This is a genomic window from Bradyrhizobium liaoningense (genome assembly GCF_018130955.1).
Classification (GTDB): domain Bacteria; phylum Pseudomonadota; class Alphaproteobacteria; order Rhizobiales; family Xanthobacteraceae; genus Bradyrhizobium; species Bradyrhizobium liaoningense_C.
The window spans coordinates 65,133-88,424 of sequence record NZ_JAFCJM010000019.1 but is presented as its reverse complement, the minus strand read 5'-3'; the positions used below and the strand labels follow the sequence as shown (position 1 = coordinate 88,424).

24 protein-coding genes are annotated in these 23,292 nt (G+C 65.0%); 4 read left to right on the top strand and 20 right to left on the bottom strand.

The genetic code is table 11. The features are described 5' to 3' along the window. Nucleotides 1-232 precede the first annotated feature (232 nt). The 8 genes from JQ632_RS18105 to JQ632_RS18070 all read right to left on the bottom strand — a co-directional run bounded on the left by JQ632_RS18105 (nucleotide 233) and on the right by JQ632_RS18070 (nucleotide 7,164). Complete coding sequence (locus JQ632_RS18105; RefSeq protein WP_212403919.1) at nucleotides 233-517, bottom strand: hypothetical protein; 285 nt, start codon at nucleotides 515-517, stop codon at nucleotides 233-235. A 59-nt stretch (nucleotides 518-576) separates the two neighbouring features. Continuing rightward, nucleotides 577-1,032 carry a hypothetical protein gene (locus JQ632_RS18100; protein WP_212403918.1) on the bottom strand — a complete coding sequence of 152 codons (456 nt, stop codon included), beginning with the start codon at nucleotides 1,030-1,032 and terminating at the stop codon, nucleotides 577-579. Between the two features lie 205 nt (nucleotides 1,033-1,237). Then, nucleotides 1,238-2,023: an ABC transporter permease gene (locus tag JQ632_RS18095; RefSeq protein WP_212403917.1), complete on the bottom strand. Its 786-nt coding sequence runs from the start codon at nucleotides 2,021-2,023 to the stop codon at nucleotides 1,238-1,240. Beyond that, nucleotides 2,020-2,832: an ABC transporter permease gene (locus tag JQ632_RS18090; RefSeq protein ID WP_212403955.1), complete on the bottom strand. Its 813-nt coding sequence runs from the start codon at nucleotides 2,830-2,832 to the stop codon at nucleotides 2,020-2,022. Before JQ632_RS18090 ends, JQ632_RS18095 begins: the two co-directional genes overlap by 4 nt. Before the next feature lie 73 nt (nucleotides 2,833-2,905). Continuing rightward, on the bottom strand, nucleotides 2,906-3,967 hold the full coding sequence (locus JQ632_RS18085; RefSeq protein WP_409363496.1) for an ABC transporter substrate-binding protein: 1,062 nt from the start codon (nucleotides 3,965-3,967) through the stop codon (nucleotides 2,906-2,908). 29 nt (nucleotides 3,968-3,996) lie between these two features. Beyond that, nucleotides 3,997-5,304, bottom strand: coding sequence for an FAD-binding oxidoreductase (locus JQ632_RS18080; RefSeq protein WP_212403916.1), 1,308 nt, complete (start codon nucleotides 5,302-5,304; stop codon nucleotides 3,997-3,999). A gap of 15 nt (nucleotides 5,305-5,319) precedes the next feature. Then, entirely contained in the window at nucleotides 5,320-6,036 is a 717-nt protein-coding gene (locus JQ632_RS18075) for an HAD family hydrolase (RefSeq protein WP_212403915.1), read from the bottom strand. 45 nt (nucleotides 6,037-6,081) lie between these two features. After that, nucleotides 6,082-7,164: an ABC transporter ATP-binding protein gene (locus JQ632_RS18070; protein ID WP_212403914.1), complete on the bottom strand. Its 1,083-nt coding sequence runs from the start codon at nucleotides 7,162-7,164 to the stop codon at nucleotides 6,082-6,084. 210 nt (nucleotides 7,165-7,374) lie between these two features. Between JQ632_RS18070 and JQ632_RS18065 the strand changes: the two genes are divergently transcribed. After that, a complete protein-coding gene (locus JQ632_RS18065; RefSeq protein WP_212403913.1) occupies nucleotides 7,375-8,313 on the top strand; it encodes a LysR family transcriptional regulator in 939 nt (312 codons plus the stop codon). Here JQ632_RS18065 and JQ632_RS18060 read toward each other — a convergent pair. The 7 genes from JQ632_RS18060 to JQ632_RS18030 all read right to left on the bottom strand — a co-directional run bounded on the left by JQ632_RS18060 (nucleotide 8,310) and on the right by JQ632_RS18030 (nucleotide 15,644). Further along, on the bottom strand, nucleotides 8,310-9,224 hold the full coding sequence (locus tag JQ632_RS18060; RefSeq protein ID WP_212403912.1) for a lipase family protein: 915 nt from the start codon (nucleotides 9,222-9,224) through the stop codon (nucleotides 8,310-8,312). The two genes, JQ632_RS18065 and JQ632_RS18060, sit on opposite strands and share 4 nt — an antisense overlap. Before the next feature lie 146 nt (nucleotides 9,225-9,370). Continuing rightward, nucleotides 9,371-10,561, bottom strand: a complete 1,191-nt coding sequence (gene uxuA, locus JQ632_RS18055; RefSeq protein ID WP_212403911.1) for a mannonate dehydratase — start codon at nucleotides 10,559-10,561, stop codon at nucleotides 9,371-9,373. A gap of 71 nt (nucleotides 10,562-10,632) precedes the next feature. Next, the gene (locus JQ632_RS18050; protein WP_212403910.1) at nucleotides 10,633-11,682 is read right to left on the bottom strand and encodes an L-idonate 5-dehydrogenase; all 1,050 of its coding nucleotides are present in this window, start codon (nucleotides 11,680-11,682) and stop codon (nucleotides 10,633-10,635) included. Then, complete coding sequence (locus tag JQ632_RS18045) at nucleotides 11,679-13,085, bottom strand: TRAP transporter large permease (protein WP_212403909.1); 1,407 nt, start codon at nucleotides 13,083-13,085, stop codon at nucleotides 11,679-11,681. The genes JQ632_RS18050 and JQ632_RS18045 overlap by 4 nt, the downstream gene beginning before the upstream one ends. 4 nt (nucleotides 13,086-13,089) lie before the next feature. Next, entirely contained in the window at nucleotides 13,090-13,668 is a 579-nt protein-coding gene (locus tag JQ632_RS18040; RefSeq protein WP_212403908.1) for a TRAP transporter small permease, read from the bottom strand. 115 nt (nucleotides 13,669-13,783) lie between these two features. Beyond that, a complete protein-coding gene (locus JQ632_RS18035; protein ID WP_212403907.1) occupies nucleotides 13,784-14,761 on the bottom strand; it encodes a sialic acid TRAP transporter substrate-binding protein SiaP in 978 nt (325 codons plus the stop codon). Between the two features lie 67 nt (nucleotides 14,762-14,828). Then, the gene (locus tag JQ632_RS18030) at nucleotides 14,829-15,644 is read right to left on the bottom strand and encodes a FadR/GntR family transcriptional regulator (protein ID WP_212403906.1); all 816 of its coding nucleotides are present in this window, start codon (nucleotides 15,642-15,644) and stop codon (nucleotides 14,829-14,831) included. A gap of 139 nt (nucleotides 15,645-15,783) precedes the next feature. Between JQ632_RS18030 and JQ632_RS18025 the strand changes: the two genes are divergently transcribed. Together JQ632_RS18025 and JQ632_RS18020 are read left to right on the top strand one after the other, a co-directional pair. Continuing rightward, nucleotides 15,784-17,244, top strand: a complete 1,461-nt coding sequence (locus tag JQ632_RS18025) for a mannitol dehydrogenase family protein (protein WP_212403905.1) — start codon at nucleotides 15,784-15,786, stop codon at nucleotides 17,242-17,244. Nucleotides 17,245-17,286: 42 nt separating this feature from the next. Beyond that, nucleotides 17,287-17,700 (top strand): nuclear transport factor 2 family protein, encoded by a 414-nt coding sequence (locus tag JQ632_RS18020; protein ID WP_212403904.1) that lies wholly within the window; start codon nucleotides 17,287-17,289, stop codon nucleotides 17,698-17,700. Between the two features lie 26 nt (nucleotides 17,701-17,726). On the opposite strand, the gene JQ632_RS18015 is transcribed toward JQ632_RS18020, so the two are convergent. Both JQ632_RS18015 and JQ632_RS18010 read right to left on the bottom strand, forming a co-directional pair. Beyond that, nucleotides 17,727-17,930 (bottom strand): hypothetical protein, encoded by a 204-nt coding sequence (locus JQ632_RS18015; protein WP_212403903.1) that lies wholly within the window; start codon nucleotides 17,928-17,930, stop codon nucleotides 17,727-17,729. Between the two features lie 68 nt (nucleotides 17,931-17,998). Further along, complete coding sequence (locus tag JQ632_RS18010; RefSeq protein ID WP_212403902.1) at nucleotides 17,999-18,859, bottom strand: DMT family transporter; 861 nt, start codon at nucleotides 18,857-18,859, stop codon at nucleotides 17,999-18,001. Nucleotides 18,860-19,016: 157 nt separating this feature from the next. Between JQ632_RS18010 and JQ632_RS18005 the strand changes: the two genes are divergently transcribed. After that, the gene (locus JQ632_RS18005; protein WP_212403953.1) at nucleotides 19,017-20,381 is read left to right on the top strand and encodes a PLP-dependent aminotransferase family protein; all 1,365 of its coding nucleotides are present in this window, start codon (nucleotides 19,017-19,019) and stop codon (nucleotides 20,379-20,381) included. 15 nt (nucleotides 20,382-20,396) lie between these two features. Here the strand turns inward: JQ632_RS18005 and JQ632_RS18000 are convergent, their stop codons facing one another. The 3 genes from JQ632_RS18000 to JQ632_RS17990 form a co-directional block, all read right to left on the bottom strand. After that, entirely contained in the window at nucleotides 20,397-21,488 is a 1,092-nt protein-coding gene (locus JQ632_RS18000; protein ID WP_212403901.1) for an AI-2E family transporter, read from the bottom strand. A 113-nt stretch (nucleotides 21,489-21,601) separates the two neighbouring features. After that, entirely contained in the window at nucleotides 21,602-22,651 is a 1,050-nt protein-coding gene (locus JQ632_RS17995; RefSeq protein WP_212403900.1) for a LacI family DNA-binding transcriptional regulator, read from the bottom strand. Further along, nucleotides 22,648-23,292: a ThuA domain-containing protein gene (locus JQ632_RS17990; protein ID WP_212403899.1), complete on the bottom strand. Its 645-nt coding sequence runs from the start codon at nucleotides 23,290-23,292 to the stop codon at nucleotides 22,648-22,650. The genes JQ632_RS17995 and JQ632_RS17990 overlap by 4 nt, the downstream gene beginning before the upstream one ends.

Genomic DNA, 23,292 nt, shown 5'->3' with positions numbered 1-23,292 from the left:
GCCGTGCTGGGCATCAGAGAACTGCAGGCACAGAAAGCAACGATCGGCGCAAGCACATGAAGCTTCATGAAAATCGTCCTCTTCAAATGGGCTAATCCCGGGATAATGCGTTCGACCTCGGGAAGTTGCAAGGCCACTTCCCGTTTGGTCCTCCCCAAGGTTGCCGTCCTTGCATGCCCGCGAGGGACGTTGTCTGACCCGCCTGCAGCATCTAGCCCCCGCTGACTATGCTTTAAGCCGCCCCGCGCCGCCTGCCCGCCGCGTCCGGCGTCAGGAGCTCGGCCATCTGCCGGTGCGTATCGCGCAGCGTGGCAATGGCGAAGTCGAGATCGAAATCCGCGTCGCGAACAGCGGCGAAAAATTTGGCCGCGAGCGCAGGGTTCAGCTTGACGCGCGTACAGCCATCGCGGCTCTTGCGGCGGTCCAGCGACAGATGCGAGGCTAGGTGCCTCGCCGCGGCGGCGTCGCAGCCGCACAGGGTCGCCAATTCGTCGTACGTCATCCAGACCTGGGGCATGTTCTTCACCGCGTTGCAGGCCGGTACGCTAGGCCGCAATTGTAAAGGCCGGGTTGCACTCAGGACGCCGGGCTCTTCGACGGCCCCGGCTTGAACGGAGCGCGCGGCCGCGACCCGGCATTCAGGCGGCCGTCCAGCTTCTTGTCGGCCTTGAGCTTGACGACGGCGCCGTTGGCATCCGCCGCCGGCTTCTCGTCCTGGCTGTAGATCAGCGTTGCCTCGAACAGCACCTCCGGCGCCTGTCTGGCCGTGCCGGAGCAGGTTGCCATCGCGCCGCTGCACACCCCCGAAAGATCGACTTCGACCTCGTCGGGCCCGAACACGGTCGGTGGTCCCTGCGTATGGCGCCGCGTCGTCAGGACAGCGGTGAAGCGATCCTGGTCAACCTGGTAGGAGCCGCCATAGGTGAAGAAACTGTCGCTGCCGGTGATCCGTCCACCGGTGAGTTGCACGATGCCGGTGCCCTGACCACGCGGGGTCCTGAACCAAGCAGCGTATTTGCCGTCTCTGAGCATCGGAGTGCCTGCAATTGGACGGCGGGTATGTGCGCCCAACTCTTGGGCGCGACAATGACCGATCGGCGAGCCGTGTCGCGACGGTTAACGCCTCGCAAAACATTCCTGTCAAATTGACCTCGCGGCACGGCTTTCGAGGCGATTTGCCCGACGGCGCTCCTTGGGGAGCCAGACGCGATCTGACCAACGCTCCGATATGTCGGGATCAAGCGCTCTTGCGCTGCCGCGCGCTTGCCACCAGCACCAGCATGAACGAAGCCGCCGTCATCAGCGTCGAGATCGCCGCGATCGTCGGATCGATCTCGTCGCGCAGCGCCGTGAACATCCGCTTGGTCAGCGGCTGGTACTGCCCGCCGGAGATGAACAGTGCGACGATGGTCTCGTCCATCGCGGAGATGAACGCAAAGATGCCACCGGCGACCACGCTCGACTTGATCTGCGGCAGCGTCACCGCAAAAAAGCTGCGCAGGCGGTTCATGCCGAGGCTACGGGCGACCATCTCCTGGGTCGGATCAAAACTCTGCAAGCCGGCGAGCACCGAGATGACCACGTAAGGCAGCCCCAGCATCACGTTCGCCAGCACGAGGCCGGGCATGGTGGCGACGAGACCGACCCTGACATAGACGAAGAAGATGCCGACCGCGGTGATGATGATGGGCACCACCAGCGGCAGCAGCAGCGTCATGTGGACGAGACGCATGATGCGCAGCTTCGACTGGCTGATGGCGTAGGCGGCGGCAACCCCGAGCGGGGTTGCGATCAGCACGGTGAAGATTGCAACCATCAGCGTTACCCGCGTGGCCTGCATCCAGGCGGGGTTCGAGAAATATTGCTGATACCAACGCAGCGACAGCGACGGCGGCGGGAAGGTCAGGAAGCGTGCGCTGGAGAACGAGATCGGCATGATGATCAGCACCGGCAGGATCAGAAAGATCAGCACCAGCGTGCAAGCCGCGGTCAGGGCAATCCGGGCGGGCGAGATCGTCCTCATTTCTGCCCCAGCACCCGGTCGAGCGAGATGAAGCGGCTGACCACGAAGAAGATCAGGAGCACGCTGACGAGCAGCACCACGGCCACCGCGCTTGCCGCGCCGAACTGGCTGTAGAGCTCGACATTGCGGCTCACCAGCATCGACACCATCACGGTGCGGCCGCCGCCGAGCAGCTCCGGCGTAATGTAGAAGCCGAGGCAGAGCACGAAGACCATGGTGCAGCCGGCGAGCACGCCGGGCAGCGACAGCGGCAGGAAGATGCGGAGGAAGGCATGCGCCGGACCGGCGCCGAGGCTGGCACCGGCCTGCATCAGGTCGCCCGGGATCTTCTGCATGGTCGCATAGAGCGGCAGCACCATGAACGGCAGCAGGATATGCACGGTCGCAACCACGGTGCCGAAGGTGTTGTGCACGAGCGCAAGGGGCTCGCCGATCACGTCGAGAGAGCGCAACAGTTGGTTGATCACGCCGGTCCGCTGCAACAGCACCAGCCAGGCATAGGCGCGGACCAGCACGCTGGTCCAGAACGGCAGCACCACCAGCGCGAGGATGAGGACACTCCATCCTCGCGGCACAGCATTCGCGGCATAGGCCACGGGATAGCCGAGCAGCAGCGCCAGCAGCGTCACCAGCAGGCTGATCTCAAACGTCAGCGCAAAGCTGCGCCAATAGATGTCCTCGCTCACGATGCGGCGGTAGTTCTCCAGCGTGAAGCCGTCGTGATAGATCGACTGCCAGGCGAGCCAGCCGACCGGCAGGACGATCAGAAGCAGGATCACGAGCAGCGCCGGCGACACCAGCGCCAGCATCAGGCCGTCTTCACGGCGCTGATGGTGCAGGGAGGGATCTGGTGCCGATGTCGCCAACGTTGCTGCTCGCTTCTTACTTCTGCATGAAGGCCGCCCAGCGCTTCTCGGCCGCTTCGCCCTGCGGTGACGACCACCAGGCATAGGACATCAGCGCCTGCTTCGCCGCGTTCGCCGGCTCGCTCGGCAATTGCGCGGCGCGCTCCGGCTTGATCACGCTGGTCTCGAACGCCTTCGGGTTACCAGGGCCGTAGTCGATGTGCAGCGGCAGATTGGCCTGATGCACGGGGTCGACGGCCTCGTTGAGGAATTTCACCGCCGTGTCGAGGTTCGGCGCGCCCTTGAGGATGCAGAGCGAGGTGCTCTGCAAGATGCCCTGGTTGTAGGTGAAGGCGACCTTGGCGCCCTCCTTGGCGACCGCGCTGACGCGGCCGTTCCAGGCCATCTCCATGTCGACCTCGCCGTCGTTGAGGAGCTGCGCCGATTGCGCGCCCGAGGTCCACCACACCGTGATGTTCGGCTTGATCTCCTCGAGCTTCCTAAAGGCCCGGTCGACGTCGAGCGGATAGAGCTTGTCAGGCGCAACGCCGTCGGCCATCAGCGCCGCCTCGAGCGTCGCGAACGGGTGGTTGCGCAGCGCGCGGCGGCCGGGAAACTTTTTCACGTCCCAGAAATCGGCCCAGCTGTTCGGCGCGTCCTTCGGGAATGTCTTCTGGCTGTAGGACAGCACGCTGGAATAGAACTCGTATGATACCGAATAGGGACTGCGATAGGCCTCCGGCATCGCGGCGCCATTCGGAATCTTCGAGAAGTCGAGTTTTTCCATCAGCCCCTGCTCGCCGCCGCGCAGGCAGTTGCCGGTCGGGGTGTCGACGACGTCCCAGATCGGCTTGCCGCTGCCGACCTGCGTCTTGATCGCCGGCCAGGCGTCGGGGATCGAATCCTGGTTGATGGTGATGCCGAGCTTCTTGGCAGAGGGATCGAGGATCGCGACCGTCTGTGCCTGCTGGTAGGCACCGCCTTGCGAGACGAAGGTGATCTGCTCGGCGGCATTGGCCGCGCCGACGCCCGACCCCATCGCCGCGATCGACGCACCGAGCAGTAGATACCCGTACTTCAAGCCCGATATCATTTTCATTCTCTCCTCCTCTCCAACCAAATGAGACATCATCGTCCGATCGCGTCCAAAAACTGGTACCAGCCGGCGACCATGCGCACGGCGGGCTCGCGCAACGGATAGAAGGGAATTGTCTTGAGCCGGCTTGCATCGAGCAGGCCGACCTCCGGCGTCTCGCCGCGGACGAAAGCGGCGAGATAGCGGCCCATCAGGCTCGACATCGCAACGCCGGCGCCGTTGTAGCCCATCGCAAAAAATGTCCGGTCGTCGAGCCGGCCGATATGCGGCACCGAGTCCAGCGTCATGCCGACGAGGCCCGACCATTTGAACGCCAGCGGGACGTCGGCGAGATCGGGGAAGATGCCGACCATCGCCTTGTGCAGCGCGTCGAAGGCCGATTCGGAGTCCTGCTTGCCGAAGGCGCCGCGGCCGCCGAAGATCACGCGGTTATCGACCATGCGGAACCAGCGCATCATGCGCTTGGTCTCGGTGTAGGTGCGGCCCGTCGGCATCAGGTGCCCTGTGAGATTGCGCGGCAATCTGTCGGTCGCGATGATGGCGCTGCGGAACGGGATCAGCGTGTGCTGCATGTGGGCGGTCGCGCCCGTCAGATCGGAGTAGCTGTTGGTCGCGACGATCACCTGCTTTGCACGCACCGCACCATGCGGCGTCTCCGCGACGATGCCGCGATTCTCCCGCCGCAGTTTTACGACAGGCGAGTCCTGATAGATCGCAACACCGCGGCGCGCCACGCCGTCCGCGAGACCGCGCACATAGTTGAGCGGATGGATGCCGCCGGAGCCCGGATTGAGCACGCCGCCGACGAAGGCGTCCGAGCCGGTCTCTTCGCGCACGCCCTTGGCGTCGAGGATGCGCACTTCTGCATCACCCATCTCGCGCTTCATCCAGCCGGCCTCGTCGATGGCGGCCTTCAGCGTCGTCTCGTTATGTGCGGCCTTGACCTGGCCGGTGCGCGTCAATGCGGCGCTGGCGATGGCGAACTCGGCGACCAGTTCCTCGACAATGTCGGTCGACTCATGCGCGATCTCGTACATCCGCTTCGCCATGGCCCGGCCATGCGCGGTATCGATCTCGCGGAACGACAGGCGGAACTTTGCGGTGATCACGCCGCCATTGCGGCCGCTCGCGCCCCAGCCCGGACGGTTAGCCTCGAGCACGACCGGCGCGAGCCCGCTTTTGGCGATGTGATGCGCCGCCGACAGGCCGGTATAGCCGGCGCCGATGATGACGACGTCGGCCTGGGTCTCGCCGGCGAGGACCGGGAATTCGCGCGCAGGATCGGCCGTGCTCGCCCATAGCGAGTTGGCAGACGGCAGCGCGGTCCATTTCCCAGTCATGAGCGCATCCATGCCTTATGCCGCTGCGCCGATGGCCGCATCCGCAAAGGCCTTCATGGTCGAAAAGTGGAAGTCGGGCTTGGTCAGGTCGGGCACCTCTGGTGTACCACCGAAGCCTGCCATGCCCTGGCGCCGCTCGATCCAGCACACCTTGTAGCCGAGCCGCCGCGCGACCCCGATGTCGTGGTACTGGCTCTGTGCGACGTGCAGGATGTCGGACTGCTTGTAGCCGAAGGCGGACTGCCGCCCCTTGTTGTAGGCAAAGAATTCCGGATCAGGCTTTGCGACGCCGGTGTCGTCGGCACAAACCGTATCATCGAAGGGATTGCCAAGCGCATGCGCGTAGCAGGACAGCGCGACACGGTCGGCATTGGTCATCGCCACCAGGCGGAACTTTGTGCGCAGGCGCTTCAGGGCTTCGATGGAATCGGCGAACGGAGCCCAGCGCAGCACGGCGAGCTGGAACACATCGCAAGACGCATCATCGGCCGGCAGCCCGAGCTGTTTGGCGAGATGGCGGTAGACGTGGAACATCACCTCGCTGGAGCGCTCCGGATGCAGGTCGCGGCCGCGCTTGTAGTGGACGAAGATCTGGTCGTCGGAGAGCTCGGCCGACGACTTGCCCGAGATCTTGCGCACCGCGTTGAGCACGCCGCTCTCGAAATCGATCAGGGTGCCGACGACGTCGAAGGTGAGGACCTTGAAATTGCTGAATGAGGATGGGGACGGCATTGGGAGCTTCTTCTCTTCAGTTTCGATAGGGTTGCTTGAGGGGATTCATGCGCCCGCCTTCGGCACGACGATGGTGTCCTCGGGGTGAAGGGTGACGGTAAGACTGCCGCCAACCGGCGGGATGCGGCGATGGGCCTCGTGATGGCTCGGCTGGCGCAGGCTGAGCCCGGTGCCGTCGGCAAGCGCCAGGAAGATGCGCAGGCTTTCGCCCTGATAGACCACGTCAGTGACGGTTCCGGTGAGACGGTTGCAGGCGGCGTCGCCCGCGCCATTGTCGATCAGGAGCTTTTCGCTATGCACTGCGAGCATCAGCGCATCGCCGGACGGAATGGCGCGGGCGCTGCGCAGTACGGCGTTACCGAGCGCGACGCTGCAGCCATCGACGCGGCGAACGGGCAACAAGGTGGCTTCTCCGATAAAGCTTGCGACGAAGGAATCCGCGGGGTGATCGTGCAGCCGCTCCGGTTCGTCGATCTGGATCAGACGGCCGTCCTTCATGACGGCGACGCGGTCGCTCATGGTCAGCGCTTCGCGCTGGTCATGGGTGACATAGATGATGGTGGCGCCGATGCGCCTGTGCAGCGCGCGCAACTCAATCTGCATGGATTCGCGAAGCTGCTTGTCGAGCGCGGACAGCGGCTCGTCCATCAGGATCAGGCGCGGCTCGAAGATCATGGCGCGCGCCAGCGCGACGCGCTGACGCTGACCGCCGGAGAGCTGCGCGACGCCGCGTCCCTCGTAGCCGGCGAGCCCGACCATGGCGAGCGCGGAGCGCACCTTCTCCGGCCACTTTGCCTTGGGCAGGCGCCGCGCGCGCAAGGGAAAGGCGACGTTCTCGCCGACGCTCATATGAGGAAACAGCGCGTAGTTCTGGAAGACGACGCCGATGTCGCGCTTGTGCGGCGGCATCCAGGTGACGTCGCGGCCGCCGAAGAGGATCGAGCCCGACGTCGGCAGGATGAAGCCGCCGAGGATGCCGAGCAGCGTGGTCTTGCCGGATCCGGACGGGCCGAGCAGCGAGACGAACTCGCCGGCACCAACGTTGAGGGACACGTCGTCGAGGGCGCGAACCGCGCCGTAAGCCTTGCTTGCGGACCTGATCTCGACGCTTTCCGCTCGTTTGTCCAACGATCGACCTCGCCACGTCCTGCACCGGCGCGCCTCACTGCGCGCCATAATCTTGCTTTATAGACAGGGATTGGGGGCACTCACGGTTGTAGCGTGCGTCGCACCTAATCTTCTCTCGCGAGCCCTATCTTTAGGCTATTGTGCTGATGACACCAGAGTTGGCAAAACTCGGCAATTGCCAAATTCTCACCGGGCACATAACATCAAGTTATGCCTGAACTCCGCCGTATGCTGCCTTCCTCGAACGCCCTGTTCGTCTTCGCCGCCGCGGCGCGGAACGGCAGCTTCACGGCGGCCGCCGCCGAGCTGAACGTCACGCAGCCTGCGGTGAGCCGGATGCTCGGCCAGTTCGAGGAGCATCTCGGCGTCCGCCTGTTCGACCGCAAGGCCGGGCGCGCCATGCTGACGGAAGAAGGCGAGCTGCTCTACCGGCGGGTGCTCGAAGGGTTTCGCAGCATCGAGACCGGCCTGATCGAGATCGAGCGCCGGCGCAAGGGCACGGAGACGGTGACGCTGTCGGTCTCGTCAGCCTTCACCACGCATTGGCTGATGCCGCGCATCGACAAGCTGCAACGCAGCTTTCCCAATGTCGATCTGCGCTTCCAGTTGATCTCGGGTGCGCTGCGCGGGCCGGTCGAGAATGTCGACCTCGGCATGCGCTTCCGCGACCGCGACGAGCCTTACTCCGGCGGCACGCTGGTCATGAAGGAGGTCATGCTGCCGGTGTGCAGCCCGACCTATATGAGCGAGGCCGAGCCTGCGGAAGGCAACACGATCATCCGGCTTGCCGAAACGCCCGGCGACTGGGCGGCGGATTATCCGAGTTTCCTGACCAGGCGGCGCGGCCCGGCCAAGTCGCTCAGCTTCAGCGACTATGCGGTGGTGGTGCAGGCCGGCCTCCTCGGCCAAGGCATCGCGCTAGGATGGCTGACCGTTGCCTCGCACTGGTTGTTGACCGGCGCCCTGGTGCCGGCGTCCGACACACTGACGACCACGCGGCGGATCTGCGAATTTTTGCCGCCGCGCAACCGGCCGATGCGCCCCATCGCCGCCGAGATCCGCGACTGGATCATCGCGCAGATGCGCAACGAAATCGCACAGATCGACCGGCTCTATCCCAAGCTCGGCGCGATGGCCGCGTGTTATTAAGGCGGCGTCAGCGCGGCGCAGTACCGATCTGGCAGATGATCACCGATCCCCGGGGGTACCAATATTGAGGAGAGGAAGCCGATCAGATCCGCTCGCGTGTTCAATGACCGCCCACGGAAGAGACTGACGATCTGATCGAGCAGCCCGGCATCAGCCCGTGGATCGTTGGAGTCAAAACCCGCTGTCAGCCTGTCAGCCTCGAATTTCGCGGCCCGTCCACACTCGAGATAGCGGCCAACATGGAGGAAATTGAGCTGCGGCGGCGGGACGGTCGGAACGACATCGGTGCCGTTGACCAGACGGTAGGTCGTCGGGCCGAAAGTATCGTTCCAAGGCGTAACGAAATCGGCGCGGCCCGTGCGCGGGCACCCGTAGAGATAGATCTGCGCATTCTTCAGCTTGAGCTCATCACGCGCGAAATCGGCGATGTTCACCGCGATCGCGGCGCCTAGGCTATGCCCGGTCAGAAAGATAGGCGAATTGTCTTTAAGCGCCGTTGCGATCGCCGCCTTGACATCTTTCCAGACCGCTGCGGCCGCCTGGCGGAAGCCTTCGTGAACCGGCGACGCCGGCTTGCCGAGAGTGAAGTTATTCAACCAATTCAGCAAGTGAAGCGGATCGGTGCCTGCGAAGGCGATGATCGTCGCCCTGCCCCGTCGGGCGATAACTCCCCTCGTATCCGTTAACTCAGGCGTGGAGTTCACCGGTTGAATCAGCGGCTTGGCGCCCGACAGATTCCAGAAGGCAGCAACGTCATCGATCTTGCCCGCTACGTGGGTCTCGTAGGCGAGCTGCGACATCCACATCATGGCGCGCGCGGTGTCGAGATTGAAATCCGTCGAATCGTCTTTGAATTTCGCAAACGCGTCCCGGTCGTATTCACCAAGAGGAAGTTCGACCAAGCGACTCATGTTCAGCTCCCAAATGGCATGTGGCTGCAATGCGTCGATCGAAATGCAATGCAGCCACTCTGGCACACGGGGGAACCAAAAACAATCTCCGCGAGTGAGCGTCTATGTCCTCGCGGACTAGATCAGTCAGCGCATCTGCCGACCCCTTATCGATGCCCGATCGCGCGGATCGCCCCGCGCAGCTCCGCGAGGCCGCGCAAGCGACCGATCGCGGTGTAGCCGGGGTTGGTGCGCTTGGTGGCGGCGAGATCGTCCAGCATGCGGTGGCCATGATCCGGGCGGAACACGATTTGTTTGCCGGGCGCGCGGCGCGCGTTCTCCTTCAATAGCGCCTTCAGCACCGCGATCATGTCGACGTCACCGTCGAGATGGTCCGACTCGTAAAACGACAGGCCGTCCGCCTCGCGCTTGGTCGCGCGCAGATGCGCAAACGCAATGCGCGGGCCGAAGCGTTCGGCCATCGCAGGCAGGTCGTTGTCGGCACGGACGCCGAGCGAGCCGGTGCACAGGCAGATGCCGTTGGCTTTTGACGGCACGGCGTCGAACAGCGCCTGATAGTCGTCGGCGGTGGAGGCAACACGCGGCAGGCCGAACAGCGGACGTGGCGGATCGTCGGGATGCAGCGTCAGCGACACGCCGAGCTGTTCGGCAACCGGCGTGACGCGGCCCAGGAATTCGGCGAGATGCTGGCGCAGGATCTTTGGCGTGATGTCGCGGTACTGCTCGAGGCGGTCGCGAAATTGCGGAATGGTCATCGGCTCGGTGGTCGAGCCCGGCAACGCGCTGGCGATCACCATGACGAGATAGTCGACATCAGCCTGGCTCATCTTGTCGAAGAGCGCCTTCGCGCGCGCCTGCTGCTCCGGCGAGTAGTCCTGAAGCGCCGCGGGGCGCTTCAAAATGTGAAGCTCGAACGCCGCGAAGCGATCCTGGTCGAAGCGCATGGCCCGCGCCCCGTTCGGCAACTCCCATTCGAGATCGGTACGGCACCAGTCGACGACCGGCATGAAGTTGTAGCAGATGATCTTGATGCCGGCGGCGGCGACCGCCTCCATGCTCGCGATCCACGCTTCGATCGAGCCCGTTGCCTTGGCCCCGTGACGCTTGACGTCGTCGGGAATCGGGATCGACTCGACCACGGACCATGTCAGCGGTGAGCGGCCGGGCTGGCCGTGTTCGATGAAGTTCTTGCGCTCCTCGACCGCCTTGCGAGTCCAGGCTTCGCCGATCGGTACCTGATGCAGCGCCGACACGATGTCGGTCGCGCCGGCCTGCCTGACATCGTCGAGCGACACGGGATCATCGGGCCCGTACCAGCGCCATCCCTCGAGCATCATGTCTCTCTCCCTGGAGCATATCCGGAAACGTGTGAGCGGCTTTCCGGAAAGATCATGCTCAAAACAAGAATCTACTGCGCGGTCAGCACGACCTTGACGCTTTGCGAACGGTCCAGCGCCAGCCGCAGCGCGTCGGGTGCGGTCGCGAGTGGCCGTTCGGCGGTGACCAGCGACAGCACGTCGACGCTGCCATTGCCGATCAGTTCCACCGCGGTCATGAATTCGAAGCCGAAGCGGAACGAGCCCCTGAGATCGATCTCCTTGGCCATGACGGCATTCGCCGGCACGGAGATCTGTCCGCCCGGCAGATTGCCGATCTGCACGACGGTGCCGCCCCTGCGAACGATGCCGATGGCGCTGGCGAGGCCCGCCGCCGTGCCCGAGACTTCGAAGGCGACGTCGTAGGGACGCGCGGCGGCCTGCGCCTTCAGCCCGTCCTCATCGCCGGAGACGTTCTCGACATGCGAGGCGCCAAGCCGGGTCGCGAAGGCGAGCGGCGCGGGCGCGATGTCGGCGACGGTGACGTCAGCCATGCCGGCGCGGCGTGCCGCGAGCATGGTAAGCAGCCCGATCGGCCCCGCTCCAAAAATGATTCCGCGCTTGCCGTTGACGTCACCGGCCCGCGCCACAGCATGCAGGCAGACCGCGAGCGGCTCGGCGAGCGCGGCGGCCTGATAGGAGACATGGTCGGGGATCTTCACGCATTGCGCAGGGATGGCGTCAAAATAGTTGGCAAAGCCGCCCTGCATGTGCGGGGTCTTCGACGCCGAGCCCATGAAGAAGATGTTTTCACACAGGTTCGGCCGGCCCTCGCGGCAGGCGACGCAATGCCCGCACCAGCGCGACGGATTGACGGCGACGCGGTCGCCGACCCTGAGGTTCGGTGCAGCGCCCGCGATTTCGACTACCTCGCCGGAGATCTCGTGACCGAGCACCAAGGGCGACTTCACCACGAAGTCGCCGGTGCGGGCATGGCGGAAGTAGTGCATGTCGGAGCCGCAGATGCCGCCGGCGCCGAAGCGGATGCGCACCATGCCATCGGCAAGCTTGTCGAGCGGATGCTCGATCATGCGCAGATCTTCGGGGCCGAACAGCGTGGCGGCGAGAGCAACAGAGGTCATTTGGACAATCCCATATATTTCGGCAGCCAGAGCGTGAGGTCTGGAATGTAGGTGATGGCGACGAGCGCAAGCAGCAGCGGCACCAGCCAGGGCAGGATCGCAACCGTCGTGCGCTCGACCGAGAGCTTTGCGACGCGCGCCAGCACGAACAGCACCATGCCGAGTGGCGGATGCAACAGCCCGATCATCAGGTTCAGCGTCATGATCAGGCCGAAGTGGATCGGGTCGATGCCGAGCTTGAGCACGATCGGCAGCAGGATCGGCACCAGAATGGTAATCGCCGCGATGGTGTCGATGAAGCAGCCGACGAACAGGATCAGGATGTTCGCGAGCAGCAAGAACACCCATTTGTTGTGGGTGACGCTGAGCATCGCATCGGAGAGCGTTTGTGCCGCCTGCGAGACCGTGAGCAGCCAGGCGAAGATCGAGGCAGCCGTGACGATGAACAGCACCGATGCCGTGGTCTCGATGGTGTCGAAAGTCGCCTTCGCCACCGTCTTGAGCGTCATGGTGCGATAGCGCACGAGGCCGAGGAACAGCGACCAGATCACCGCGGCGACGGCAGCTTCCGTCGGCGTGAACCAGCCGAGCGTCATGCCGCCGATCAGGATCACCGGCGCCATCAGCGCCATCACCGCGGAGAAGTCAAAATACCAGTCGATCGCGAGCAGGACAGCGAGGCCGATGAGGACGGCCATGTTGGTCGAGAGACCGGCAAGCACCATCAGCCAGATTGCCATCGGGAAACTCAGCACGATGACGATCTCGAGCCCCGCCGATCCCAGTTGCGGCCAGGAGAACGGCGTGTCGCTGCCCCATTTGTTCTTGTGCGCGAAGTAGGTGACAGTAGCCATCATCAGCAGCGTCATGACCACGCCGGGAATGACGCCACCCAGGAACAGCGCGCCGATCGAGACGTTGGCCATCATGCCGTAGATCACGAAGGGCAGCGACGGCGGGATGATGGGCCCGAGCGTCGCTGACGCCGCGGTGACGCCGACCGAGAATTCGGTCGTATAGCCGTGATCCTTCATCGCCTTGATCTCGATGGTGCCGAGCCCGGCGGCGTCCGCGATCGCGGTGCCGGACATGCCGGAGAAGATCACCGAGCCGATGATGTTGACGTGGCCGAGGCCGCCGCGCATCCAGCCGACCAGCGCGACCGCGAATTTGTAGATGCGTCCCGTGACGCCGGCGATGTTCATGAGGTTGCCGGCAAGGATGAAGAAGGGCACGGCGAGCAGCGGAAAGCTCTCGACCCCTGCGATCATGCGCTGGGCCAGCGTGACGTCGGGCGTGACGCCGCTGACGAGGATGTAGAGCAGCGACGAGGTCGCCATGGCCAGCGCCACCGGCAGGCCCAGCAGCATCAGAAGGAGAAAGCCCCCTAGCAACAACAGCATGACATCACCCTTCCGTTCCGTCGAAGGCACCGGGGCGTTCGAGGATGGAATAGCCCCGCCGCCAGTTCTCGACCGCCACCTGGATCGAACGCCCGAGCATCAGCACAAAGCCGAACAGCGCGGCGTAGTAGACGTAGTTCTTCGGGAAATTGATCGTCGTCATCGGCTCATCGCCGATCACCTTGATGTAGATCCACACCAGCCTGACCGCGTAGGCGAAGAACACGATGCGGATCGCATCGATCGCCGTGGACAGCACGCGCGCTGCGAGGTGCGGCAGATAGCGGTAGATCAGGTCGACCTGGATGTGCCGCGACAGCCGCACGCACATCGACGAGCCGATGAAGACCACGCCGATCAGGCAATAGGTCGCGATCTCCTCGGTCCAGGCATAGCTGTCGTTGAGGACGTAGCGGGTGAAGAACTGGAGGAAAACGCAGAGCGCCATCACCCAGAAGATCGCCAGCGCCACCCAGTCCTCGAAGGCGTATTGGCCGAGGTCCACCTTCGGCGTCGCCTCCTCCTCGAAGGTATGGGCGATCTCGTCGGCGGTGATCTGCCGGTGCAATTCGGCGGTCGACATGTGCTTGCTCCCCAATCTGGCGGATCGTCATTCCGGGGCGATGCGCAAGCATCGAACCCGGAATCTCGAGGTTCCGGGTTCGGCTCTTCGAGCCGCCCCGGAACGACAGTTGTGGTTATTTCACCGCCTGGATGCGGTCCCAGTCGGCCTTGCGATAGCCGAAGCTTTCGAACGTGACGTTCTTCAGAACGGTATCGCGGAACTCGTTCTTGTCGACTTCCGTCACCGTCAGGCCCTTGTCCTTGAAGAAGGCGACCAGCTTGGCTTCGTTCTGCTTGATCTCGCCGGTTGCCTTCGCAGCCGCTTCCTGCGCCACATCGGTGAAGATCTTCTTGTCCTCGTCGCTGAGCTTCTTCCAAAGGCCGCCGGCAACAACGGTGTTGAGATGGTCGACAATGTGGCCGGTCAACACGATGTGCTTCTGCACTTCGTAGAACTTCTTGGCCTCGATCGTGGTCAGCGGATTCTCCTGGGCCTCGACCGTGCCGTTCTGGAGCGCGAGATAGACTTCGGCGAAGGCGATCGGCGCGGTGTTGGCGCCGCAGGCGCGCGGCATCGCAAGATAGGCCGGCACGTCGGGCACGCGCATCTTCAGGCCCTTCATGTCGGCGCAAGCCTTGATCGGCTTGTTGGACGAGGTCTGGCGCACGCCGTAATAGGTCACCGCCACGATGTGATGACCACTCTTGTCCTCGTAGCCTTGCGCGAGCTCCTTGAAGATGTCGCTCTTGGTGTAGGCGAGCAGATGATCGGCATCGCGGAAGGTGTAGGGATAATAGGTCACGCCGATCGGCGGGAAGCTCTTGGCCGCAAAGCTCGAGCCGGAGATGATGATGTCGACCGAGCCGAGCGACAGGCCCTGGTTGATGTCAGTTTCCTTGCCGAGTTGGGAGGCCGGATAGACGTCGATCTGGTAGCGCCCGTTGGTGCGCTTGCCGATCTCCTGCGCGGCCCAGATGGAGGCGGTGTGGAACGGCTCCGAGGTCTCGTAGACATGGGCCCATTTCAGCTTGGTCTGCGCCATGCCGGGACCAGCGGCTGCGAGTAGCGTGCTCGCCGACACGGCGAGCGCAATCGTCATCTTCTTCAACATCGATTTTTCCTCCATCGTTCAAGTCTGCTTCTTTTTCGCCCGGTCTATCGAGCCCGGGCCGCCCAACTCATGACCGCCGCGATCTCCCCGCAGCGGCCTGCTTTCCTGCTGCCCGTTTCGAACCTGCGGGCTTTGCGACCGACCGAGCGGCGCGGCCCTTGCCCGCCGCCGGAGCCGCACCCGTCTCCGCTCCAAAATTCCGCGCGAAGCGCCTTTGCGATTTCGCCAGATGGTCGCGCATGGTGTCGCGGGCGCGATCGCCATCGCGGGCAGCGATGGCGTCGCGCACGGCGCGGTGCTCGTCGAGCGCGGCGCGCCATGACGCCGGATTCTCGAAATAATGCGCGAGCTGCGCGAAATAGGGATTGAGGCGCTGGTCGAACAGCTCGCCGACGACGCGCACCAGCACGGCATTGCCGAGGCAGCCGGCCACCGCGACATGGAAGTCGCGGTCGTGGACCATCGACATGTCGCCGGGATGCTCGACGTTTTCCATAGCAGTGATCGATGCATCGATCCGGGCGATATCGTCGCGCCTGGCGACGCGCGCAGCCTGTTCGGCGATGGCGCCTTCGAGGAATTCGCGCGCGCGCAACAGCTCGAAGGGGCCTTCCATGACGGCCGCGGCAGGAAATGACGGAACGGCGCCGGCGGGCTCGATCACATAGATGCCGGAGCCGACGCGGATGCGAAGGCGGCCCTCGACCTCGAGCGCGATCAGCGCTTCGCGCACGGTCGGCCGCGACACCTTCAACTGCTCGGCGAGTTCCCGCTCGGTCGGCAGCCGGCAGCCGACCGCGTACTCGCCGCTGTCGATCAAGGCTCGCAATTGATCGGCGACCTGGCGGTAAAGCCGTCTCGCCTCCACAGCTTCCAGCGGCACGCTGGCCTCCCCGAAAGGGCCGTCTCGGGATCATTCCCGGCGGCCCGCCAATTTTGGAAAATTGGTCTTACCAATTGACCGGAGCATTGACCGAGGAAAGCCGGCATGTCAAGGCTCGCGAAAATCAGGGGAGACGACCATGCGACTTGGCCGCGCCCATCTCGACCGGTTGCCGTCAGGTATCCGCCGCCCGGCCTACGACCTTTCGAGCGTGACGGCGGGTATCGTGCATCTCGGCCTCGGTGCATTCCATCGGGCCCATCAGGCCGTCGTCATCGACGATTGCCTTGCCGCCGGTGCGCCCGGCTGGGGCATCGTCGGCGCCAGCCTGCGCAGCCCTGATACGCGCGACGCACTCGCACCGCAGGACCATCTCTACACCGTCGCGGTACGTGCGGCCGAAGGCACCGCCTATCGCGTGATCGGTTCGCTCATCGGCAGCGAGGTCGCGCGCGAGAATCCCGCGCGACTGGTCGCGCGCATGGCAGATAGCGCGACGCGCATCGTCTCGCTGACCGTCACCGAAAAGGGCTATTGCCACACGCCGCAGACCGGCGACCTGGACGAGCGCCATCCGGACATCGTGCACGACCTCAATAATCCGGACGCGCCGCGCTCGGCGCCCGGCTTCATCGTTGCCGCGCTGGCGCGCCGGCGGGCGCAGGGGCTTTCGCCGTTCACCGTGCTTTGCTGCGACAATCTTGCGGCCAACGGCCACACCGTGCAGCGGATCGTGACGCAATTCGCGGCCCTGCGATCCAAGGATCTCGGCAAGTGGATATCAGATAGCGTCGCCTTCCCCTGCACCATGGTCGACCGCATCGTGCCGGAGACGACGGATGCCGACCGCGCCGCCGTGTCGGGCGCGCTCGGAATGGACGATGCGTGGCCGGTCATGACCGAGCCGTTCACACAATGGGTGGTCGAGGACCGCTTCTCGGCAGGGCGGCCGGATCTGGCCGGCGCGGGCGTCGAGCTGGTCGCCGACGTCAAGCCGTTCGAGCTGATGAAGCTGCGGCTGCTCAATGCCAGCCATTCCGCGCTCGCCTATCTCGGCTATCTCGCAGGCTACGAGACCATCGCCGACACCATGGCCGATCCGAACTTCGCGCGGCTCGCCGCGCGGGTGATGGAGGAGGCCGCGGTGACGCTTGTCATGCCCGATGGCACCGACCTTGCCGCCTATCGCGCCTCGCTGCTCCAGCGTTTTGCCAATCCGGCGCTGCATCACCGCACCTGGCAGATCGCCATGGACGGCTCGCAAAAGCTTCCGCAGCGGCTGCTCGGTGCAATGCAGGATCGGCTGCGCCTTGGCCTGCCGATCGCAACGCATGCGCTCGCCGTCGCCGGCTGGATGCGCTACGTCACCGCAATGGACGAACAGGGCCGCGCGATCGACGTGCGCGACCCCCTCGCCCGGGAGTTTGCCGCACTCGCGAACGAGGCGGGCCCGGTCGCTGAACGGCTCGCGCCGGCGCTGCTCGGCGTTGAAAAAGTGTTCGGCCCGCTCGGCTCCGATCCGCGCCTTCGCGATGCGGTCACGGCCGCGCTCGGCCGTCTCTACGCGCAAGGCGCGCGGCAGACGGTGGCGGAGAGCTGAATAGGTCTTGATTTTTCCGCGTCTTTGGCCCACCCGGGAAGCATGACGAAGGAAAGCAGGGTCATCGCCGCCAACGCGGCGTTCTACGCAGCCTTCGCGGCGGGCGATTTCGCGGCGATGGAGCGGCTGTGGGCGGATGATGACAGCATCTCCTGCATCCATCCTGGCTGGCCCGCGATCATCGGGCGCGCCACCGTGATCGGAAGCTGGCGCGACATCCTGCAAAATCCGGAACGGCCGCAGGTCGCCTGTGCCGAGCCGCAAGCAATCGTCGAGGGCGATTCCGGGCGGGTGCTGTGCATCGAGATCGTGGACGGTACCGCGCTTGCTGCCGCCAACCACTTTCGCCGCGTCGGCGATACCTGGCGTCTCGTACACCACCAGTCGAGCCCGATCGCGCAGATCGTCGAGCAGACCCACGACGAACCTTCCAGCCCGAGCCGGCGGGTCCATTAAATTCGCGAGAACGCCAAGGCAGTACGTCAGGTTCCGAGCGCGGACTCGCCGAGCTCACGTCCGGGAACACTGAGATGGACCTCGTGTCCCTGACGGATCGCGAGCGAAGCCGCCGCGGCGGCCGATTCAAACGCCGATTCCTTGGTGGCGTACTCGCCGTTGACGTTGCCGTCGTGCAGCACGCCCCATTGGTCCCTGATCGGAACAACCGCGTATTGGGCAAGTCCCATTGTCCTGTCTCCTCTCAGCAGAAGACATAACGCCTGCGCGCGTTGCGCTGTTCCCGCGCGAGAAGCCGTCAGGCGAAGCGTCGCGCCCCGGCGACGCAGAGGACGACGATTGCGGTCGATGCGACCATGGTCCAGGCGACCGGCTCGTGTAGCAACGCCGCTGCGAGCACGAAACCGAAGAAGGGTTGCAGGAGCTGCAACTGCCCGACGCCGGCGATTCCGCCCAGCGCCAGGCCGCGATACCAGAAGATGAAGCCGACCAGCATGCTGAAGACGGAGACATAGGCGAGCCCGATCCAGGCGGGCACACCGACGCCGGTCCAACTGTCCGGCAGCGTGAGGAGCGTGAGCACCGCCATCACCGGCAGCGACAACAGCAGCGCCCAGGAAATGACCTGCCAGCCGCCGAGCCGGCGCGAGAGCGCGGCCCCTTCGGCATAGCCGAGCCCACAAAGCAAGATCGCCGCGACCATCAGCGCATCGCCGGTTACCGAACCGCCGCCGCTGCGTGCGAGCGCAAAACCTACCACCGTCCCCGCGCCCAGAATCGAGAACAGCCAGAACGCCGGCTTCGGCCGCTCGCCGCCGCGCTGCACGCCGAAGATGGCGGTCGATAGCGGCAACAGACCGACGAAGACGATCGAATGCGCCGCGGTGATATGCGTCAGCGCGAGCGCGGTGAGCAGCGGGAAGCCGACGACCACGCCGACGGCAACGATCGTCAGCGGCACAAGGTCGGCACGTCCGGGCGGTTTTTCGCGAAGCGCGAGGAGACACAGCGCGCCGAGCAATGCGGCGATCGCGGCGCGCGCGGAGGTGAGGAAGATCGGCGTGAAATCGGCCACCGCCACGCGTGTCGCCGGCAGCGATCCGCTGAAAATCACCACGCCGAGGAGGCCGCTGCCCCAGCCGACGGTCGTTCGCTCCATGTCACCTCACCTTCCGAAGCGAGAGATAGCGGGTGACGGCTGGTGCGCACAGGGACAATGGCATACAATTTTAGCCAACTGTATGGCTCAAGCGAGCCACACAATTGATCCGGAGAGAGCCGTGGCCGACAGGAAGGCGACCCGCACCGAGACGCTGATGCAGGCGGTACGATTGAGGATCGCGAGCCGCGCGCTGGCGCCGGGCGACCGGCTGCCGTCGGTTCGCGGTTTCGCCGAGACCATGGCTGTCTCGCCGTCCACGGTGGTCGACGCCTATGACCGCCTTGCCGCCGAAGGCGTGATCCGGGCGCGGCGCGGCTCCGGATTCTATGTGACGGGCGTCAACCTGCCGCCGCTCGCGCTGGCCGAGCGCGGGCCACCGCGCGCCCGCGACGTCGATCCGTTCTGGGTGTCGCGGCAGTCGCTCGACGCCGACCCGTCGTTGCCAAAGCCCGGCTGCGGCTGGCTGCCTGCGGACTGGATGCCGAACGCCGCGCTGCGGCGTGGCCTGCGCCAAATCGCGCGCGGCGATGATGCGGTGCTGTCGGACTATGGTAGCACGGCCGGATCGGTCGCCTTGCGCCGCCTGCTGCTCGGCCGCTTCGCCGACGATGGCATCACGGCGACGACGGACCAGATCATGCTGACGAGTTCGGGAACGCAGGCGGTCGATCTGATCTGCCGCCTTCTGCTCCGTCCCGGCGATACGGTGCTGGTGGACGACCCCTGCTACTTCAATTTCCGGGCGCTGCTGCGCGCGCATCAATTGAAGATCGTCAGCGTTCCCTACACGCCAACGGGACCTGATATCACGGCATTCGAGCAGACCATCCTCACTGAGCACCCCCGCCTCTATCTCACGAACTCGGCGCTGCACAATCCCACCGGCGCGAGCCTGTCGCCGCAAACGGCGCATCGCGTGCTCAGCCTCGCCGCGGCGCACGATATGACCGTGGTCGAGGACGAGATCTTTGCCGATTTCGAGCCCTCGCCGTCGCCGCGCCTCGCCGTTCTCGACGGGCTTCACCGCGTGATACGGATCGGCAGCTTCTCCAAGACGCTCTCTGCGTCCGTGCGCTGCGGCTATGTCGCGGGCCGCGCCGACTGGATCGAGGGGTTGATCGACCTCCAGGTTGCGACCAGCTTTGGCGGACCAAGCCGGGTCACGACCGAACTGATCGCGGGTGTGCTGGCGGGCGGCAGTTACCGCAAGCACATGGACGACGTCCGCCAGCGCCTGTCGCGGGCACGTAAGGCCGCCGCTGCAAAGCTGGCGCCGCTCGGCATCGAGCCATGGATCATGCCCCGTGGCGGGTTCTACCTGTGGTGCCGTCTGCCCGACGGGCAGGATTCGACCGAGATCGCGCGACGTTGCATGGAGGAGGACGTCATCTTGGCGCCCGGCAACGTGTTCAGCGTATCGCAGTCAGCCGCAACCTTCATGCGCTTCAACGTCGCGCAGCTCGGCGGCGAACGCGTGCTGGCAGTGCTGCGCGCGGCGATGGCCGCGCGCACGGACTGACGCGGCAAGCTCCGGTCAGCGGTCGGTCGCGGCGTTCGATGCCGGCGTGGCGCGCTCGACGCGGATCCAGGCCACCGCCATCTCCCAGGCGACGGCGAGAACGATCGGCCCGATGAAGAGGCCGACGATGCCGTGCGCGAGCGTGCCGCCGATCACTCCGATCAGGATGACCAGGGTCGGCGTGGTCAGGCCGCGCCCCATCAGGATCGGCTTCAGGATGCTGTCGATGAAGCCGACGATGACGAGGAAGATCGTCAGCAGCAGCGCCGTGGTGACGTCCTTGTACATCCAGAGCCAGATGATCACCGGCGCAAGGACGATGAACGCTCCGATCTGCACGATCGAGAGCAGCAGAACGATGAAGGCCAAGAGGCCCGCGCTCGGGAGAGCGGCCAACTTGAAGCCGACACCGGCAAGCAAGGCCTGGATGATGGCGACGCCGATGACGCCCTGCGCCACGGCGCGGATGGTCGCGCCTGCGAGCCCCAGAAAGTGCTCGCTCTGCTCGGGAATGATGCGGAACAAAAATCCCCGGCCGGCCGCCACGAGCTGCGGTCCAAAAGGAAAGAGGAAGCCGGCGACGAACACCGACACGAGAAACTGCAGCGTCCCGACCCCCGCATCGCCCGCGAGCGACAGCATCGTGCCGGCCACCGGTTTCAGATACGGCACCACCTCCTGCAATGTCGACCGCAAATTGTTGTAGACCTCATTCCAGAGATCGAAGAGTTGCGGTCCGATCAGGGGCCAGGTCTTGATCGATTCCGGCGCGGATTGGAGCACGAGATCGCCAGCCCCGATCTTGCTGGCAAGATCCTTGATGCCTTCGACCGCGCTGATGCCGAGCCACGTTGCGGGTCCGATGACGATCCCGAGCGTGACCAGCGTGAGGATCGCCGCGGCCGTCTTGGGGCGGCCGCCGAGCAGCTTCGCAAGCCAGCTGAAGGCCGGGTAGAACGCGACCGCGAGCACCCCGCTCCAGGCCAGGATCGGCACGAAGGGCCGGATGATGACGAAGGTCCAGGTGATCAGGAGCGCGAGCAGCCCGAGCCGGATCACGAGCTGGATGATGTCTTCCGCCGACGGCGATGGACGAAGTGGTTTCAAGGCCGCGCCTTCTTCTCAAGGACCATGCTGGGAGCCCAAGTTCTCTCCCCCCTTTCTCGCGGCAATTCCGGTCCAGTTCAAGTGGGGAGCCGCACCGTTCTCAGGCTTGACTCTCAGGGCAGATTGTCCCGCAGAAAAATGTCGATGCGGATGCGCTCCTGGTCGGGGCTGGTCGGCTCGGCCAGGCAATGCGCGAGCAGGACGCGCGCGGCAGAGCGCGCCTCGTGGCCGGGGTCCTGGTTGATGATGGCGTCGATCGTGCCGCGCACCAGGAAACGCCGCGTGTGCTGGGTGAGCTCATGGGCGATCCAGACCACGTCGCGGGCGCTGCCCGAGGCTTCCAGCGCCTTGGCAATGCCGCGATTGCCGGCGCCGCAGGAATAGATCCCAAGCAGGTCGGACTGGCGCGTCAAGAGCTCGGCCGTGAGCAGGCGCGTACGCTCGTTGTCGTCGCGCCCTTCCAGGACCGGCAATGCCGCAACGTTCGGATACTCGCTCGACAGGATCTGGTGAAAGCCGAATTGCCGCTCGGTATGGTCGCGCAACGACAGCGATCCCGCGATGACGGCGACGCTCCCGGTGCGACCACCGAGGAAGCGCCCCATCAGGGTCGCGGCGGTGCGCCCCGCCGCGGGATTGTCGATGCCGACATAGTGCAGGCGGCGCGAGCTCGGCGCGTCCGAGACCAGCGTGACGACGGCGACGCCGCGCGCGGTCAGATCGTCGATCGCAGCCCGCACGCGCGGATGATCGAGTGCGATGACGGCCACGCCCTGGAAGGTCGGCGACAGCTCCTCGAGCGTACCGGCCAGAACGTCGGGATCGAACACATCGACGTGAATCACGTCGATGAAGGCGCGCTGGCTGGCGAGCAAGTCGGCCGTGCGCTGGACCTGTTCAGTCAGATTGGTCATGAAGCTGTTGGTGCCGGCCGGCAGCACGAAGGCGAAACGGAAGGTCTGGCCTCGCGCCAGTCGTGCGGCCGCGGCGTCGGTGCGATAGCCGAGCTTGGCCACCGCCGCCTCGACCCGCGCCACCGTCTTGGCGCGCACGCCTTCGCGCCGGTTCACCACGCGATCCACCGTCGCGAGCGAGACGCCCGCCGCGCGCGCGACGTCTTCCAGCGTGGCGCGGGCCGCGGGCTGCATTTCGCCGCCCGTCATCCGCGCGCGGCCCACAGCATGCCGCGGGTCATCAGCGTCCTGATCTCGGGCACGTCGAGCTCATAGGCGCGATGACCGAGCGAGGAATAGAACACCCTGCCCTCGCCATAGCGCTTCTTCCAGACCACGGGCATCACGACGCCCTCGATCCACGGTGCATGCTCGCCGGAAAACGTCGTCGTGGCCAACACCTCGTTCGCGGGGTCGACATGCATGTAGTATTGCTCGGAGCGGTGCTCAAAACTCTTCAGGCCCTTCATGATGGGGTCGTCCGGCTTCGTCAAGTCGACCTTGTAGTCGATGATGTTGCCGGGATGCGCGACCCACTGCCCGCCGCAGAGAAACTGGTAGTCGACGGATTCGCGGAAGGCATCGCACATGCCGCCATGGTGGCCGGCAAGCCCGACGCCGCTCCGCACGGCGGCGCAGAGATTGAGCGCCTCCGGCTTCTCGATCTTCGACATGGTATAGATCGGGATGATTAGCGAGAGGTCGTGGATCGCGGGATCGGCGAACGCCGCGGTCGTGGTCTCGATGCGGACGTCAAAGCCTTCCTGCTTCAGCCAGCCGCGGATCATGGAGGCGCACAGATCGGGATCATGTCCCGGCCAGCCGCCCCATACGATGAGTGCCTTGCGCAT